Below are 16,032 nucleotides of genomic sequence, written 5' to 3'. Positions count from 1 at the left end.
GGTGAGGGAATTTTCTTTCCGCACCCAAAGGAGACGTCATGCGCTGCTCGTCTCGTGCTGCTTTGCTCGGCGCGCTGGTGGTCCTCGCGGGGGGCTCCGCATCCGGCCGCGCCGGCGCCGACACCTGGCCGATCGCGCGCCATGACGCCGCGCGCACCGGCGCCTCGGCGGGCCACGTGCCCGTCGTCGAGCCCGTCGTCACCTGGCGCGTGTACATGGGCGGGCGCCCGACGGGCCGCATCACACGGTTTGGCCTGGCGAACCCCCAGACCTTCGTCGTGGCCGTCGGCGGCAGGTTCGTCGCCAGGCACGCCGTGTCGCAGGTGACGCTCTGGAAGAGCGAGATCCTCGGCGTCGGCTCGGTCGAGGCGTTCGCCGATCTCGACGGCGACGGCCAGCGCGAGGTCGTGGTCCGCACCGAGACGCGCGTGCACGTCCTCGACGGCGGGACCGGCGTGGTCCGCTGGAGCTCGCCGCTCGGCGAGTTCCGCGCGCCCGCGGCCGCCCGCGTGGTCGACCTCGACGGCAATGGTTTGTCCGACGTCTACATCGACGAATGCACGAGCTGCGCGACGCCCGGCGCCATGGCGGCCGGCGCCTTCTCCTTCGCGGCCGGCCTCGGCGCGCCGAGCGTGCTGTGGAAGCGCCCGGCGAACACATCGCCGCCGCCCTCCCACAGCGGCACCGATACCCTCGTCGACCTCGACGGCGACGGCCTGCCCGAGGTCGTGCTCACCTCGCCGGCCGAGATCGTGATCCTCCGCGGCGACGATGGCCAGACGATCACGACGCTCGGCGCGCCCGGCGCTTCGGACAAACCTTTCTCGCAGGCTTACGCGCTCGCGGCCGAGATCGACGGCTCACCCGGCAAAGAGCTCGTCATCGTGCAGCCGCACGGCCAGGTCGCGGCGAAGGTCGGCCCGCCCGGGATCACGGTGTTCGACTTCGATCCGCAGTCGAAGACCGGATCGCTGCTCTTCCAGCGCAAGGCGGCCGGTTATGACGCCGAAATGGTCGCGCTCGCCGACGTGGCCGCGGATCTCGACGGCGACGGCGTGGACGAGCTCGTCTTTTCGCACCACGCGTCCGGCGCGCCCACGTTCACCACGGAGATCCTGAAGGGCGCGGCGGGCGCGACCGTCGCCACGCTCCCGGGCGCGCGCTTCGAGGGCGCGGCCGATCTCGGCCTCGCCGCCGGGGCGGAGCTCGTCGTCGCGACGGCCGAGGGGCTCTCCGTCCACCATTTCGACGGCAATACCCTCGTGGCCCTGGCCGGCCCCATCCCCGAGGTGCGCGCCCATTTGATGCCCGACCCGGCGCGCGCGCAGCGGGGCCCGCTCGCGCAGCGCCTCGCCGTGCTCCCGCGGCCTGGACAACCCTCGGCCCTCCTCGTCGGGAGGCCGAAATCCGAGCTGCCCTACGATATCCTCGAGGACCCCCACACCTTCCGGGACATCCAGGCGTACACCCTCGACGCCGCCGGGCCGAAGAAGGCCGGGGAGCACGTCCCGCTCGTCGGTGATATCACCGGTGTTTTCACGGCCGATTTCTCCACGCGGCCCTATCCCCAGGTCGCCGTGGGCACGACCGCGGGCATGGTCGTCGCGCTCTCGCAGGCCTTGAAAGGGACGAACGGCGTCGTGTTCTGGGGCGGCAAGGCGACGGGTTCGCTCGTCGGTGGTGGCCTTCAGCCGAGCGGGGGCGCGCAGGGCGGGCCGCTCGTCGGCGGCGACGACGCCGGGCCCTTCGTGGTCCTGCCGGGCTCGCCGCTCGGCCTCTTCGTCGGGGAGACACGCTTCGCCTCGCTCGTCGTCCCGCCGCTGCCGCGTTTCGTGCAGCCGGGCATGCACGCGGCGAGTATCCTCGACCTCGGCTCGCTGGGGACGGCCGTCGTCGGCGTCGAAGGAAACAACCTCGTGGCGCGCCGCTCGCAGAATGGCGCCCCCCTCGGCGCCGTCGACCTCGGCCCCGGCGCCCCCCACGGCACGCCGCTGCCGCTGCGCGTGGCGGGCCAGGCGGCCCCGCGCGTCGGCCTCGACTGGCGGACCTCGGGCGTGCAGATCGTCCAGTCCGCGGTCGATTTCGGCACCGGCAGCCTCGTTTGGCAGGGCAATCCATTGCCCTTCGGCGGCTTCTTCGGCTCGAGCGTCGGTGATCTCGACGGCGACGGGACGGACGCGTGGTATTCGATGAACGACGGCCTGAACACGCGTGACGCGGCGAGCGGCGCCGTCCAGACGACGCCCGGCGATGGCATGTGGTATTCGCTCCCCATGCTCGCCTCGTTCCAGGGCGGGCCCGGGCCCGAGCTCCTGCTCCAGGCGGGCGCGTCCTCGCCGCGGCTCCTCCAGGCCGACCTCGGCATTGCGTGGCAATCGGAGAGCCCCGAGCAGGTCAATGGAATGGCCGGCGCCCGCGTGGTCTGCGGCGACGCGCCCCGCTTCGTCACCCCGGCCGTCCTCTCCCCCACGCTGCGCGCCTTCGACGGCGCGACCGGCGCGCTGCTCGGCGCGCGCGCGCTCGCCGGCGGGGGCACCTTCCCCTCCGCGGACGCGGCGATCGCCGCGGGAGAGCGCCCGGGTGTGCTCTCGAATGCGACCTCCGTCGCCTCGCTCGGCGCGGGCGGCCCGGCCATCCTCGCCGGATCCACGGATGGATACCTCTATGCCCTCGACGCCTGCACCCTCGATTTGCGCTGGTCGAAGTTCCTCGGCGGCTCGGTCGCCGAGCCCGTCGTGGGCGACACCGACGGCGACGGCGCGGACGAGATCCTCGTCGGCGTCGCGGACGGCTACGTCCACCACATCGACGTGCCCGGCTGCGCGTCGCCGCCCTGGATCTCGTTTGGCGAGACAGACGACGGCCCGCCGGACGCCCCGCACGTGATCAAGCCCGGGGAGCCGGTCACGATCACGTTCGCGAAGGTCTCCGAGGCCGTGAGTTACGAATACGCCCTCGTCGGCCCGGACGAACAGCCCCTCTGGTCCCCGGCCTACAGGCCCGCTCCGGGGAGCTCGGCTTCGATCGACCTCACGGGGATCCTCGCCGCGCGCCCGTACCGCGTGGCCGTGCGCGCGATCGGCCCGAACGGCGCGAGCCCCGACGTCTTCAGCCGTCCCCTCGTGGTCGCGGACGCGAATGGGCCCACGCTCGGGGCCGCGGCGACGGCCGTGGGCGCGGCCCTGCACCTCTCTCTCGAAGCGAAGGACGACCTCGCGCTCGACCATTGGATCGTCCGGATGTCCGAGGCAGGCGCGGCGAACGACGAGGCGCTCGTCGTCGGCGAAGGCCTCTTCGACGGCCCCGCGGGCAAGGCCGAGCTCGACGTCGCGGCGCCCCCCGAGCTTCATGGCGAGGACGTCGTCCTTCATATCTCGGTGCTCGACTCGGGCGGAAACCTCGCGCTCGCCTCGCTCGTGGTTTCCCTCGATGACGAAGGTCGCCCCACGCATATCGATCCGCCCGTGATTTTGCCTCCCGGCGCCGCGGCCACGCCGTCCGGCCCCACCACATTCGGCGGCTGCGGCGCCTCGGGCCACGCGCCCGGCGCGTCCGCCCTCGTGGTGGCGCTCGGGCTCGGCCTAGGCGGCCTCTTCCGTCGCGCGCGCCGGCGCTCGAGCGGGCCCCGCTGAGCGGGCGCACCCGCGTCTGCGGGGGCCCGCCCGCTGGGCAAGCGTTGCCCAATTGAATTCGTGGACAGCGAGAGGCGAAGGGCATGCGGGGACAAAGCTCCCCGCATCTTTCGTGAGATCACGCGTCATTCGAGGCTGCCTCGTGGCACGACGATGGCAGTGGCCCCGGGCATGAAGAGTATCTCCAAGGCGCTCTCGCTCGGTTTTTCCTCGGCTCTCCTTCTTTGCGTGCTGACGACCCCGGGAGACGCGCGGGCGCTCGAATTCTCTGGATACGAGTGGGACCTCAAGGACAGCGGCAGCTCGCGGGTCGGCCCCGGCCCCAACACGTTCGAAGCGAGCAACGTCTCCGTCGACGCGCAGGGGCGACTTCACATGTTGATCCGCCGCATCGGCGGCGTCTGGACCTGCTCCGAGATCATCATGCGTGAATCCATCGGATATGGCACGTACAGGATGGTCCTCGGGACCCCGCTCGACAATTTCCACTCGCAATCGGTGCTCGGCTTCTTCACGTGGGACGACGCCGCCGAGCCGCTCTACAACGAGATGGATATCGAGATCGCCGAGTTCGGGAACACCGGCAACAACCTGTTCCACACGGTGCAGCCGACCACCCGCTCCTTCAACCTGGGGGGCAGCGCCTGGTCCCGGAGCGAGCACACGTTCGTCTGGTCGCCGGGCAGGGTGGATTTCTCGAGTGTCCCCCTCGGCGGCGGCGGGAGCGTGGTCACCTCGCGCTTCACCACGGGCGTGCCGACGCCGCGGGCGACGACGTTCCCGCGTATCAATTTCTGGCTCAAGGACGGCCGGAAGCCGAGCGGGGTGCGGACGCAGCTCGAGGTCATCATCGACCGCGTCGAGTTCATCCCGCTTTGAGTTGGTTAACGACCGAGGTATCGCGTCTCGCCGACGTCGAGGATCCAGAGCTTCTCCTCGGCGCCCCCCTCGGCCTGCCAGGCTGCGCGCGCGCGCTCGGGCGGCTCGCCGACAGGCTCGTCCGTCAGCTTGAACGTCCCCCAATGCATGGCCACGAAATGCTTCGCGCCGAGCAATCGCGCGGCCGACGCGGCCTCCTCGGGCCCCATGTGCTGCGGCTCCATGAACCAGCGCGGCTCGTAGGCCCCGATGGGCAACATCGCCCAGTCGATCGGCCCCGCCCGGCGCCCGATCTCCTCGAACGTATCCCAGTACGCGGTGTCCCCCGAATGATACGCGCTCCCTTCGGGCCCCCGGATCACGTATCCGCCCCAGAGCGCGTCATTCCGATCCCAGGGAAAATGCATCGACCAGTGTCGCGCCGGCACGAGCGTGATTTCGAGACCGCCGATCCCCGTCGTCTCCCACCAGTCGAGCTCCACGACCTTCGCCGACGCCCCCGCCGCCTTCAGGAATCGTGTATTGCCGAGCGGCGCCACGTACGTCGGCCGATCGCCGAGCCGCTCGATGCTCCACGGGTCGAGGTGATCGCGGTGGTTGTGCGTGATCACGACGATGTCGATCGGCGGCAAATCCTGCCAGGGGATGCCCGGCGCGACGAGGCGCTTCATCGGGCCGATCCGCTCGCCGAGCACCGGGTCGAAGAGGATGTTCTTCTTGCCCAGCGTGAGCAGGAAGCTCGCGTGCCCGATCCAGCACAGGCTCGGCGCGGGGCTCCGCACGAGATCGGCGTCGGGAGCGCGGCTCGGCGTGACGAACCCGCCCGGGTCCTTGATTCTTTTGCCCTTCAGCGGATCGAGGACGCGCCAGCGGAAGAGCTCGGCGGGGCCGCGGCGAGGCTGGGTGGCGAGGTGATCGAAGCGGCCCACGGGACCTCCCCTTCTTCGTCCGTCTCAGTTCACGATACGCAGGCTCTTGCCGACGAGGAGCTCGTTGTGGCTGCCCACGCGGTAGCCGGCGAGATCGAGCGTGACGTACTTGAACCCGTGCTGCTTGCCCGCCGCGACGATCGCGTCGCGGATCGCGGGCTCGGCCGCGCGGGGCAGCTCGGCGAGCGCGAGCTCGATCCGCGCGATCTCGCCGTGGTAACGCACGCGCACCTGGCGGAAGCCGAGCTCCTTCAGCGCGGCCTCGAAGCCGCCGATCTGCGAGAGCCGCTCGCGCGTCACGCTCGTGCCGTAGGGGATGCGGCTCGACAGGCAGGCCGCCGCGGGTTTGTCCCATATCGGCAGCCCCATCGCGGCCGCGCCCGCGCGCACGTCGGCCTTCGTGAAGCCGAGATCGACGAGCGGGCTCACGACCCCGGCGAGCCGCGCCGCCTCGAGCCCCGGGCGGTAATCGCCGAGATCGTCGACGTTCGTCCCGTTCAGGATCGCCGCGAGGCCCCACTCGGCCCTCTTCTGCGAGGCGATGCGGTAGAGCTCGGACTTGCAGTGGAAGCAGCGGTCCGGGTTGTTCGCGACGTAGCCGGGGTCCTCGATCTCGTTCGAGCTGACGAGGCGATGATCCGCGCCGATCGAGCGAGCGACCGCGATCGCCTCGTCGTGCTCGCCCGGCGCGAGGCTCGGCGAGACGGCCGTCATGCCGATGGCCCGAGGCCCGAGCGCGGCGTGCGCGGCCGCGAGCACGAACGCGCTGTCGACGCCGCCGGAGTAACAGACGAGGACCGAGCCGAGCTCGACGAGCCGCGCCCGCAGGCGAGCGAGCTTGTCCTCGATGGCAGGTGTTTCAGCCATGCCGAGGGGGTGTACCACGCCGTCAATCGCCGGGAGGGGACGGGGCCTGCTTTTCTTCGGCCTTCTCCGGCGCGCCGGCCGCGGCAGGCTCGGCCGCCGCCCCGGCTTCCGCCTTCGCGCCGTCGGGTTTGGCCTCGGCCGAGGGCGCCTTCGGTGTGTACTCGAACACCTGCAGGTTCGGTTCGAGCAGCTTGAAGACGCCCTTCTGCACGTCGTCGCCCATCTGGCCGGTGATCACCGCGATCCAGTGGGGGTGCGTGTTCGCGGCCTGCTCGAGGCGGTTCCACATGCGTGGCCTCAGGCTCACGCGTGCGCCTCGTTTGCCGAAATCGACGTTGAACTCCTTCCAACCGTTCTTGTCCGTGGTGACCTCGGTGGGGAGTCGGTTGATCTTGATGGTGACCTCGAGCTTGCCGACGAGCGCCATACGAGCCTCCACGCCCCGGGACGGTGCCCAAATCGGGGCCGGAATACAAGTCGTGCTCGCCTCGCACCGACGTACTTGCGGCAGAAGCCCGGATCGGGCGACGCTTGGGGCCTCTCATGAACCGCACCTCGCTTGGAAGGTCCGTGGCGCTCGTCGCTGCTCTGGGGGCGTCCGTCGCCCTCGCTGGTTGCTCGGACAACCGCCTGCCGCCCGTCCCCGTGCCGAAGGCGGAGATGAAGAGCCAGCTACCGAAGTGGTACCCCGAGAAGGCCTGGACCGCGAAGGAAGGCCAGAGCCAGATCTACATCGAGGGCAAGATCGTCTTCGAGACGGGCAGCGCCACCATCCGCAAGTTCGGCGAGAGCGAGAAGGTCCTGAAGACGTTGCTCGCGTTCGTCAACGATCACCCCGAGGTCACGCGCCTGCGCATCGAGGGGCATACGGACGACAAGGGCGAGGAGGACAAGAACGCGGAGCTCTCCGCCCGACGCGCGCTCGCCGTGTGCAACTGGCTCGTCGACAACGGCGTGAACCACCTGCGCCTGATCGCCGTGGGCTTCGGCGAGACGAAGCCGATCGCGCCGAACGAGCTCGAGATGGGCCGCGCGGAGAACCGCCGCACCGAGTTCCACGTCGCCGAGGTCGACGGCAAGGCCTTCCTCGGCAAGGACCCGACCGCCGGCGGCATGGTGCTCGACGTGCCGAGCCTCGAAGAGCGCAAGGCCGAGGAAGAGGCGCGCAGGAAGCCGGTCGTCGCCACCGTGCCGACCTTGAAGTGGAAGCCCACGGGCAACGAAGTGAAGAAGGTCGACAAGAAGCAGATCTCGCTCGACCCGACCCAGAAGAAGGACGGGGACAAGAAGTAGATCGCGCTCCCCTCTCCACGGAGTGGAGAGGGGTTGGGGGTGAGGCTCAAGGCCCCAGGTGCCGCGCGGCCGGATCCTTCGTGCGGTACCTGTCCAGCAGCGCCTGCGTCTCGCGCAGCGACTGCCAGTAGTCGAGCACGTTGCCCTTCGGCGTCGCGTACTCGAGGAAGAGGTTGTCGTCGGTGGAGACGATCGGCTCGCCTTCCGTCTCGGCGACGAACCTGTCGAGGTCCTCGCCCGAGGCCACGAGCTCGTCGAGCAGCCCCGGCAGCGTGGCGCCGCCGAGCGTCTCCTGGATGGCGGGCAGCTTCGCGAGGCGATCGAGCTCGGCGCGCGACGCGACGAGGGGCCGCTCGCTCGCGACGAGGATGCCCTGTGATCCGCCGACGAAGAGCGCGACGTGCGGGAAGACCTCGCGCAACGTGCGCACGATGGCGGCGAGCTCGCGCCTGCGGATGTGGTGGAGCTGCACCCACTGCTGGAGGATGCCGCCCTCGGCGAGGCGGGATCGTACGAGCTCGTAGAACTCGCGGCTGTAGAGGCTCGCGGCGCCCGCGAACCACACGCTCGTGAGCTCCATCGTCACGAGGTCGTAGCCGCCCGGCGAGACGAGCAGGTGGTTGCGGCCGTCCTCGAGCGCGAGCACGGTGCGCGGATCGTCGAGCGCGCCTCGCGCCGGGCCCGAGAAATACTTCCGCGACGCGTCCACGATCGCCGGCGAGATCTCGGCCACCTCGATGCGCTCCCACGGGTAGCCGGCGATCGTGCCGAGCGTCGTGCCCGTGCCGAGGCCGATGACGAGCACGCGCTTCTCCGTGCCGCGGAGGAACATCGAGGGGAAGTGCGCGAACCTGCGCTGCGCGGCCATCTCCGGCCCGTCGTCGCCCTGGAACTTGCCGTTCGTGTAGAGCGTGAGCACCTCGCCGCGCCGCGCGACCGTGGTCACGCCGCCGTGCACGTCCTCGCGCACCATCTCGATCCGATCGGGCGGCGGGCCCGCGGAGAAGTACACGTTCGCGCCGTTCGTCATCCGCGCCATGTCCCAGCGCGGCAGCACGACGACGACGACGATCGCGGCCGCGGGCAGCGCGAACCGCGACGCTGGCGACCCCTTCTCCCCGCCCGCCACGCGTGACGCGAGCACCGAGGCCATCGCGAGCGCCACGACCACGCCGATCAGCGTGCCCTGCGAGCCGAGCGCCGGCAGGATGAAATAACCCGTGACGATCGAGCCGAAGATCGTGCCGACCGTGTTCACCACGGTCAACCGCCCGACACGCGCGCCGACGTCGCGCATCGACGCGACGCGGTGGAGCAGCAGGGGGAACGTCGTCCCGAGGAAGACCGTCGGCACCACGAGGATCAGGAGCGCGGCGAGGGCGCGGACGATCTCGCGTCCGGCCCACGAGTGCACGTGTTTGCCGGCGAAGAGGAAGAGGCGCGGCAGCTCGGCCCAGAGCGGCATCGTGACGGCGAGCGAGATCGCGGCGGCGCCGAGGCCAAGCGCGAGCGCGCGATCGCCGCGCTTCTCGGCGAGGGCAGGGGAGCGCGCCGCGCCGATCGCCAGGCAGACGAGGAAGACGGCGAGCATCAGGCCAAACGCATACGCGCTGTTGCCGATGAGCAACGCGAGCAGGTGCGTCTCCACGACCTCGGCCGCGAACACGATGAAGCCCGAAGCGAACGCGAACACGAGCGCCGTCCCCTCGCGGTAAGCACCGTGCTCCGCGGCGGGTGCCGGCTCCTTCGTGCGCTCCGCCTTGGCTTCGTTCGTCTCGTTCGTCTCGCTCTGCGCGGCCGCGGGGCCACGTCGGCCCACGACGATCGCGGTCACGCCGATCGTCACGTTCGCGAGCGCTGCAGCCCAGATCGTGCCTCGTACGCCGAGCGCGGGCAGCACGAGGTAGGCGCTCGTCAGCGCGCCCATCGCGCCGCCGGCCGTGTTGATGGCGTAGAGGAACGAGAGGCGGCGCCGGCTCTCGGCGCCCACCTCGCCGGCGACGACGCGTGAGAGGATCGGGAGCGTCGCGCCCATCGCCACCGTCGGAACGATCACCACGAGCGCGGTGAGCGCGCCGCGCGCCGCGGTGAGGATCGCGAGTGAGCCCGGGGCCCGCTGCGCCACGTGGACGTACGCCGCGGTGAGCGCCTCGAGCGCGGCGGGCGAGGCGGCGACGACGAGGCCGACGACGATCTCCAGCACCCCGTAGGCGACGAGCGGGCGCTCGATCCGGCTCGCGCGTTTTCCGCCGAGGTGCGCGCCGAGCGCGAGGCCTGCCATGAACGCGGCGAGCACCGTGCTCACGGCGTACGCGGTCGCGCCGAAGACGTAACCGAGCAGCTTGCCGAACGCGACCTCGTAGAGCAGCCCGGTCGAGCCGGAGACGAGGAAGAGCGTCACGACGAGGGAAAACCGAGGGCGCACGCCGCGGACGATAGTCGAAGGGGCCGGGAGCGCACGGCGCGAAAAACGCATCGGCGTGGATCCCGGCGCGCGTGGCCCGGGGTATCCTCGGCGCGATGCGTGGCCCCGTGATCGAGCTCGAGAACGTCGCCGTCCGTTACGGCGACTGCTGGGCCGTCCGATCCGCCACGGTCAAGCTCGAGCCCGGCGTGATCCACGCGATCCTCGGGGAGAACGGGGCCGGCAAATCCACGCTGCTCAAGGCGGCGGTGGGCCTCGCCCCGCGTGTCTCGGGGGACGTGCGGATCGAAGGAAGTGCCGCGGCGATTGGCATGGTGCACCAGCACTTCATGCTCGTCTCCGCGTTCACGGCGCTGGAGAACCTCGTCCTCGGGCATGAACCTACGCGCTCGTTCGGTCGGCTCGACCTCGCTCGTGCGCGGCTTGAGGCGAGCGCGCTCATGGAAAAGACGGGCCTCCGGGTGGACCTCGACGCGTGCACCTCCGACCTCGCGGTCGGCGAGCGCCAGCGCCTGGAGATCCTGCGCGTGCTCTACCGCGGCGCCCGCGCGATCCTGCTCGACGAGCCGACCGCGGTGCTCTCGCCGCTCGAAGCGGAGGAGCTCTACACGACGCTCGGCGCCCTCGCCGAAGGAGGCGCGACGATCGCGGTGGTCACGCATCGTATGGACGAGGTCCTCCGCTTCGCTGGCCACGTGACCATCATGCGGCGCGGCAGGACCGTGCTCACGCGGCCGATCCTCGTGGACGAGCGTGAGGATCCGCAGCGGCTCGAAGACGAGCTCACGCGGGCGATCATGGGCGGAGAGCCGCCGCCCGAGGCGAGCCCGCCTGCGCTCTCGGACGAGGCCGAGGTCGCGCTCTCCCTCGAGGACCTCGTGCTCGTCGACGCCGCGGGCAAGCGTGTGCTCGACGGCCTCTCGTTCACCGTGAAGAAGGGCGAGATCGTGGGCGTCGCGGGCATCGAGGGCAACGGGCAACGCGAGCTCGTCCGCGCCATCGCGGGGCTCGAGCCGGGCGCGGCGGGGTCGATCGTCCTCGGCGGCGCGCGCCTCTTGGCCGCTCGATCCGCGGAGGAGCTCCGCGCGCGTCGCCGCGCCATCGCCGTGGTGCACGAGGATCGCCACGCGGACGGGCTCATGCTCGACGCGTCCACGGGGGACAACCTCGTGCTCGGTGAGCTCGGCGAGATCGACGGCCCCGTCGCGGAGGCTGCGCTCGTCACGCGGCGCATCGAGCGCTTCGGCGTGAGCCCTCCCGATCCTGCGCGGCGCGTCGGTGATCTCTCCGGCGGCAACCAGCAGAAGGTCGTCGTGGCGCGCGCGCTCGATCGGATCGAGGCGAGCCCCGAGCGCGCGCTCGTCGTCCTTGGACAGCCGACCCGCGGCGTCGACGTCGGCGCGGCGTCGACGATCCATGGCCACGTCGTCAAGGCTGCCGGGATGGGCCTCGGCGTGCTCGTCGTGAGCGCGGACCTGCACGAGCTCCGGCGCCTCTCGCATCGCATCCTCGTCTTGCACCGCGGCCGCATCGTCGCCGACCTCCCGCCCCAGACCTCCGACGACGTCATCGGCCGGGCCATGCTCGGCATGGAGGACACGTGAAGGGCCTTCGTGCGCGCGTGCTCCTCCCGATCGTCCTCTCGATTGCGGGCGGCGTCCTCCTCTTCAACCTCATCGCCTTCGCGTTCGGACAAGCGCCGGCCGCGGCGCTCCGCCTCGCGTTCGAGGGCACGTGGGGCACGCCGTATGGCCTTGGACAGGTCCTCTTCAAGGCGACGCCGCTGCTCTTCACGGGCCTCGCGTTCGAGATCGCGCTGCGCGCTGGCCTCTTCAACATCGGCGCCGAGGGCCAGCTCGCGCTCGCGAGCCTCGTCGGCGCGCTCGTCGCGTCGAGGCTGCCTGCCTCGCTTCCCATGCCGATCGCCTTGCCGATCGCGCTCGCCTCGGCTGCCGCGGTCGGCGCGCTCGTCGCGTTTGTCCCTGCGATCCTGCGCGCGCGCCGCGGCGTGCACGAGATCATCACGGCGATCATGGTCAACCGCATCGTGGACGCGGTCTTGCCGTGGACCTTCTCCACGGTGCTCGGCTCTGCGTCGCTCCGCACCGCGGACATCGCGCCTGGTGCGGCTCTCCCGCGCCTCGATCGTGTCGCTCCCTCGCTCGCGGGCAGCGCTGCGAGTTTTGCTTTCCCTCTCGCGGTCGTCACCGTCTTCGTCGGCATGGCCTTGCTCGAGCGCACGCGGCCTGGCCGTGAGATCCGCTGGGTCGGCCTTCGCCCCGAGGCTTGCCGTGCCGAGGGCATCGACGTCGAGCGGCGCTTGCTGCTCGCGATGCTCCTCTCCGGCGCCATCGCTGCGCTCGCCGTCTCCTCCACCGCGCTCGGGTACAAGGGGTATTACGAGCTCGGCCTTGGCGCGGGCGCGGGCTGGAGTGGCATCGCGGTCGCCATGCTCGGCCGTGGCAAGGCGATCGGCATCGTGCTCGCGGCGATCTTCCTCGGCACGCTCGAGCAAGCCGGCCTCGTGGTGAACGCGCGTGTCCCGAAGGAGGCCATGGACGTCCTCGAGGCGACGCTCATCGTCCTCGTCGCGGTCGCGAGCCGCGTCGCATCGAGGCGCGTGCCCGTCGCGAAGGACGAGCCCGAGTCCCCGAACGACAAACCCGTCTCCACGCCAGCTTCGGAGGAGGCCCGCTCGTGAGCTCGATCCTCTCCCTCGGCATGCTCGCCGAGTCGCTCCGCATCGCCGTGCCTTACACCTGTGCTGCGATCGGCGGCGTCTGGGCCGAGCGCGCGGGCGTCATCCAGATTGGCCTCGAGGGCATCCTCCTCACGGGGGCGTTTACTGCGGTCGCCGTCACGCACGCCACGCAGAGCCCCACGCTTGGCCTCGTCGCGGCGATCGGCGCGGGCGTCCTCCTCTCGCTCGGCCATGGCCAGCTCACCGAGCGCGCGCGAATCCACGCGGTCATCAGCGGCATCGCCTTGAACCTCCTCGCGCTCGCGGCGACCCGCATGGGCCTTCGCGCCCTCTACGACAGCGCCTCGAACTCTCCTGGCATCGAGGCCTTCCGCTTTGGCCCCACGGGCGCGACGGGTGGAGCGATGCTCCTTCGCGTCCTCCTCGATCCCGTCTTCTTCTGCGCGCTCGCCGCGGTCGCCGCGACCCCGTTCCTCCTCCGCAACACCCGCTTCGGCTTGCGCGTGCGCGCGGCGGGCGAGAACCCTGTCGCGGCTGCGAGTGTGGGCATCTCGGTCACGCGTGTCCGCCTCTCCGCGCTCGTGGTCTCCGGCGCGATCTGCGCGCTTGGCGGCGCGCACCTCGCGTATGACCAGCAGCGCTTCGAGTCGGGCATGTCTGCGGGCCGCGGCTTCATCGCGCTCGCCGCGGTCGTCGTCTCTGGCTGGCGAGCTGGCCGCGCGGCGCTCGCGTGCCTCGCGTTTGGCGTGCTCGAAGCGCTGCAGATCGTCCTCCAGGACGACGCGCGCAAGACGGCGATCGGCGACCTCATCCAGACCTTGCCCTACGTCGCGACGTTGCTCGTGCTCGCGCTCGCGCCGCGTCGCGCGGGCTCGCCGGAGGGGCTCGGGAAACACGCGACGGAGTAGGCCGCTCGAGGCGCGGGGACGGGCGCAAGAGGGGCCGCCCGCGTGTCACGATCCTCCTTGAACGCGTGGAAGCCACCCCCGGCCATGTGTGGGGAGCTCCTCGAACGTGTTCGAGACACCCGATGCAGCGTGCGGGGATGGTCTTGCGCGCGTGCGAGAGCGGTCTCGCACACCTGATGGTGTCCCTCGAACGCGTGGAAGCCACCCCGGGCCATGTGTGGGGAGCTCCTCGAACGTGTTCGAGACACCTTCCACAGAGTGTGGGGAGCTCCTCGAATGCGTTCGAGACACCCTCTACAGAGTGTGGGGAGCTCCTCGAACGCGTTCGAGGCATGTCGTGCAGTGGGAAAGTGACGCTCAGGAGCTGGTCGCCGTCACGGGACGGAGGAGCTCCGTCAGGTCGACGCTCGGGGCCGGGTGCCCTTGACGGACTCTCTGTCCGCGAAGCGTGTACAGACGCGCCCCGTGCTTACGTCGAAAGTGTTTCTCCTCGACGGTCCGTTCTTCCGATTGGGAGGCGCGATCGGAGATCACGACCGCGATGAAGTCCGTTCGGCTGAAGGCGTGTGACGTGAGCCGATCCCGCAGGTAGCTACGCAGGGCGTCGAGCGTCGTCTCCAGCTGTTCGAGGGCATCCGCGTGTTTCCTTCCCTTCATCTCGATCAGGAGCAGCGTTGCTCGCGTCTCCTTCGCGGGAGGCCTTTGCAGAACGAGGAGCAGGCGATCACAGCACCGATCACCCGCGAGCCCTACGGCTTTGCGGAAAGCCGAGCCGTCGAGGCGGAACCCGAGCGCGACCGTGTGGGCGGGCAGTCTTTGGATCGCGGCAGCGAGCCCATCGGCTTCGCACTTGCTTGGACCTTCGAAGCAGTCCCAGAGCAGCGCTTCAAGCACTCTCGCCAGCTCCGTCGTCAGCCTCGTCGAGGATCCGGTTGACCGTGACGCTCTCCTGGTTGGTCACCCGCGTGAACGTCGACCAGTTGATGGAGCCGCTCTCCTCGTCGTAGACGCTGGTGACGCTCCCATCCTTGTTGAACTGCCAGACGGCCACTTCGTCCGGTTTCACGTAAGCACCTGCGTTTTTCAACGCGAGCGCGTCCGCCACACGCGCCCGCTTCGCCTCGTCGAGGCGCGCGAGCTCGATGAGCGTGGACAGGCGGTCGATGATGTACGGCGAGTGCGTGATGAGCACGAGCTGGATCCCTTGGCGGATCATCAGCGCGAAGAGCTCGACGAGCTTCACCTGGGCTTCCGGGTGCGCGCTGAGCTCGGGTTCGTCGATGATCAAGAAGTCACCACGTTCGGCCGTTTCGAGGAAGAACTGGAGGCCGGCGAGTGACTTTTGCATCGAAGCGCATCCGGCGATCGGAATCGTGCTCGGGGCGTTCGCTTCTTGGGGCGTGAAGACGAGCGAGGCGCTGGGGTATTCGAACCTGAATCGTCCCCCGAGCACTTGTCCCGTGAGACGCACGAGCTCCGGATCCTCCCGTGACGAGGACGCACTTCGTGCCTGGGCGAATCCCAGAAGCTCACAGAACGCCTGCTGCCCCACGGACAACCGCATGCTTTGGCCGTGGAGGAGGAGCTGCACAAATTTCTGCGACAAGAAATCCCGCTCCACGGGCAGCACGCGCAGGCGCCGTATCCAGGCGAAGAGAAGGATCGCGAGTTGCTTTTGAACCGCCTCTCGCAGATCGGGACTGCTGAAGTTCGTGCTGACTAAGGGCTCGGCGTCCCCTTCGAGGAGCGTTGCCGAGAGCTGTCGGGGCGAGAGCTTCAACCGAAGGAGCAGATCCACCGGATACCGGACCAGCGCCTGCTGCGTGAGCGCGAGGCGTAACTGCGCTCGTTCGTCGAGCGTCGCCCCTACGAGCTTCTCCCCATCGATCCGATCCAGCCGGACCTCGACCTGCTCGGGCAACATCCGGAGTAGCTCCGAACGTCGAACCTCGAACAGGCTCTCCCCCGGCGTCTTCTCTACCTGCTCGACGATCTCGTTCGCGCGGTCCACGAGCAACCGTTCGACATCCCCCGTCGACCGCTTCTCGTTACGCCCTCGGCCGTACGAGTTCTTCAGCAACGCAAACAGCCCCATCGCCGTCCACGTCTTCCCCGTCCCGTTCTCCCCGATGAACACCGTCAGCGGCCGGACCTCGATCTCCGCCCGCTCGATCCGCCCGACCTTCTCGACAACGAGCTTCATCCCGGCCTCTGCCTCCTACCTTCCGCCCTCGCCCCCACCCGTCAACTCGGCCTCTCCCTCTTCCCCCAAAACCCCCAGAAGTCGCGGGAGTCCCTCCCGGAACGACGCGGGGGTAGGGGCGAAGAAAACGGGGCGTGGGTGGGGGGTCCTGCTGTTCGAGGGCCCGCAGGGCCCGAGTTCGGGGGGACCACCCAC

At 70.1% G+C, this 16,032-nt stretch carries 11 protein-coding genes; 6 read left to right on the top strand and 5 right to left on the bottom strand.

The window, feature by feature from the left end; translation table 11 throughout:
• The first annotated feature begins 38 nt into the window (after positions 1-38).
• Positions 39-3,632 (top strand): FG-GAP repeat domain-containing protein, encoded by a 3,594-nt coding sequence (locus GF068_RS24330; protein ID WP_153821856.1) that lies wholly within the window; start codon positions 39-41, stop codon positions 3,630-3,632.
• Between the two features lie 171 nt (positions 3,633-3,803).
• The gene (locus tag GF068_RS24325) at positions 3,804-4,511 is read left to right on the top strand and encodes a glycoside hydrolase family 16 protein (protein ID WP_153821855.1); all 708 of its coding nucleotides are present in this window, start codon (positions 3,804-3,806) and stop codon (positions 4,509-4,511) included.
• A 5-nt stretch (positions 4,512-4,516) separates the two neighbouring features.
• Here the strand turns inward: GF068_RS24325 and GF068_RS24320 are convergent, their stop codons facing one another.
• Genes GF068_RS24320 through GF068_RS24310 form a run of 3 tightly spaced genes read right to left on the bottom strand, consistent with a single transcriptional unit; the run spans position 4,517 to position 6,734 of the window.
• Positions 4,517-5,440 carry an MBL fold metallo-hydrolase gene (locus GF068_RS24320; protein ID WP_153821854.1) on the bottom strand — a complete coding sequence of 308 codons (924 nt, stop codon included), beginning with the start codon at positions 5,438-5,440 and terminating at the stop codon, positions 4,517-4,519.
• Between the two features lie 24 nt (positions 5,441-5,464).
• Positions 5,465-6,307, bottom strand: a complete 843-nt coding sequence (gene larE, locus GF068_RS24315; protein WP_153821853.1) for an ATP-dependent sacrificial sulfur transferase LarE — start codon at positions 6,305-6,307, stop codon at positions 5,465-5,467.
• Between the two features lie 22 nt (positions 6,308-6,329).
• Positions 6,330-6,734 (bottom strand): hypothetical protein, encoded by a 405-nt coding sequence (locus tag GF068_RS24310; RefSeq protein WP_206079532.1) that lies wholly within the window; start codon positions 6,732-6,734, stop codon positions 6,330-6,332.
• 116 nt (positions 6,735-6,850) lie between these two features.
• Between GF068_RS24310 and GF068_RS24305 the strand changes: the two genes are divergently transcribed.
• Entirely contained in the window at positions 6,851-7,600 is a 750-nt protein-coding gene (locus GF068_RS24305) for an OmpA family protein (protein ID WP_153821852.1), read from the top strand.
• Between the two features lie 46 nt (positions 7,601-7,646).
• Here GF068_RS24305 and GF068_RS24300 read toward each other — a convergent pair whose 3' ends face one another.
• Positions 7,647-10,025, bottom strand: coding sequence for a fused MFS/spermidine synthase (locus tag GF068_RS24300; RefSeq protein WP_338046549.1), 2,379 nt, complete (start codon positions 10,023-10,025; stop codon positions 7,647-7,649).
• 95 nt (positions 10,026-10,120) lie between these two features.
• Here GF068_RS24300 and GF068_RS24295 point away from each other — a divergent pair, with 95 nt between their 5' ends.
• Genes GF068_RS24295 through GF068_RS24285 form a run of 3 tightly spaced genes read left to right on the top strand, consistent with a single transcriptional unit; the run spans position 10,121 to position 13,634 of the window.
• Positions 10,121-11,629, top strand: coding sequence for an ABC transporter ATP-binding protein (locus GF068_RS24295; protein ID WP_153821850.1), 1,509 nt, complete (start codon positions 10,121-10,123; stop codon positions 11,627-11,629).
• Entirely contained in the window at positions 11,626-12,726 is a 1,101-nt protein-coding gene (locus GF068_RS24290; RefSeq protein ID WP_153821849.1) for an ABC transporter permease subunit, read from the top strand. The genes GF068_RS24295 and GF068_RS24290 overlap by 4 nt, the downstream gene beginning before the upstream one ends.
• A complete protein-coding gene (locus GF068_RS24285; protein WP_153821848.1) occupies positions 12,723-13,634 on the top strand; it encodes an ABC transporter permease subunit in 912 nt (303 codons plus the stop codon). Before GF068_RS24290 ends, GF068_RS24285 begins: the two co-directional genes overlap by 4 nt.
• Before the next feature lie 886 nt (positions 13,635-14,520).
• Here GF068_RS24285 and GF068_RS24280 read toward each other — a convergent pair.
• Positions 14,521-15,837, bottom strand: coding sequence for an AAA family ATPase (locus tag GF068_RS24280; protein WP_153821847.1), 1,317 nt, complete (start codon positions 15,835-15,837; stop codon positions 14,521-14,523).
• Positions 15,838-16,032 lie beyond the last annotated feature (195 nt).

This window comes from Polyangium spumosum, from assembly GCF_009649845.1.
In the GTDB taxonomy this organism is placed as follows: domain Bacteria; phylum Myxococcota_A; class Polyangia; order Polyangiales; family Polyangiaceae; genus Polyangium; species Polyangium spumosum.
This window is presented reverse-complemented; position numbering and strand designations above follow the sequence as displayed.

Coding starts and splice junctions, on each gene's coding strand:
- GF068_RS24330 (WP_153821856.1), top strand. CDS start 39: ATGCGCTGCTCGTCTCGTGCTGCTTTGCTCGGCGCGCTGGTGGTCCTC.
- larE (WP_153821853.1), bottom strand. CDS start 6,307: ATGGCTGAAACACCTGCCATCGAGGACAAGCTCGCTCGCCTGCGGGCG.
- GF068_RS24305 (WP_153821852.1), top strand. CDS start 6,851: ATGAACCGCACCTCGCTTGGAAGGTCCGTGGCGCTCGTCGCTGCTCTG.
- GF068_RS24295 (WP_153821850.1), top strand. CDS start 10,121: ATGCGTGGCCCCGTGATCGAGCTCGAGAACGTCGCCGTCCGTTACGGC.
- GF068_RS24325 (WP_153821855.1), top strand. CDS start 3,804: ATGAAGAGTATCTCCAAGGCGCTCTCGCTCGGTTTTTCCTCGGCTCTC.
- GF068_RS24280 (WP_153821847.1), bottom strand. CDS start 15,837: ATGAAGCTCGTTGTCGAGAAGGTCGGGCGGATCGAGCGGGCGGAGATC.
- GF068_RS24310 (WP_206079532.1), bottom strand. CDS start 6,734: ATGGCGCTCGTCGGCAAGCTCGAGGTCACCATCAAGATCAACCGACTC.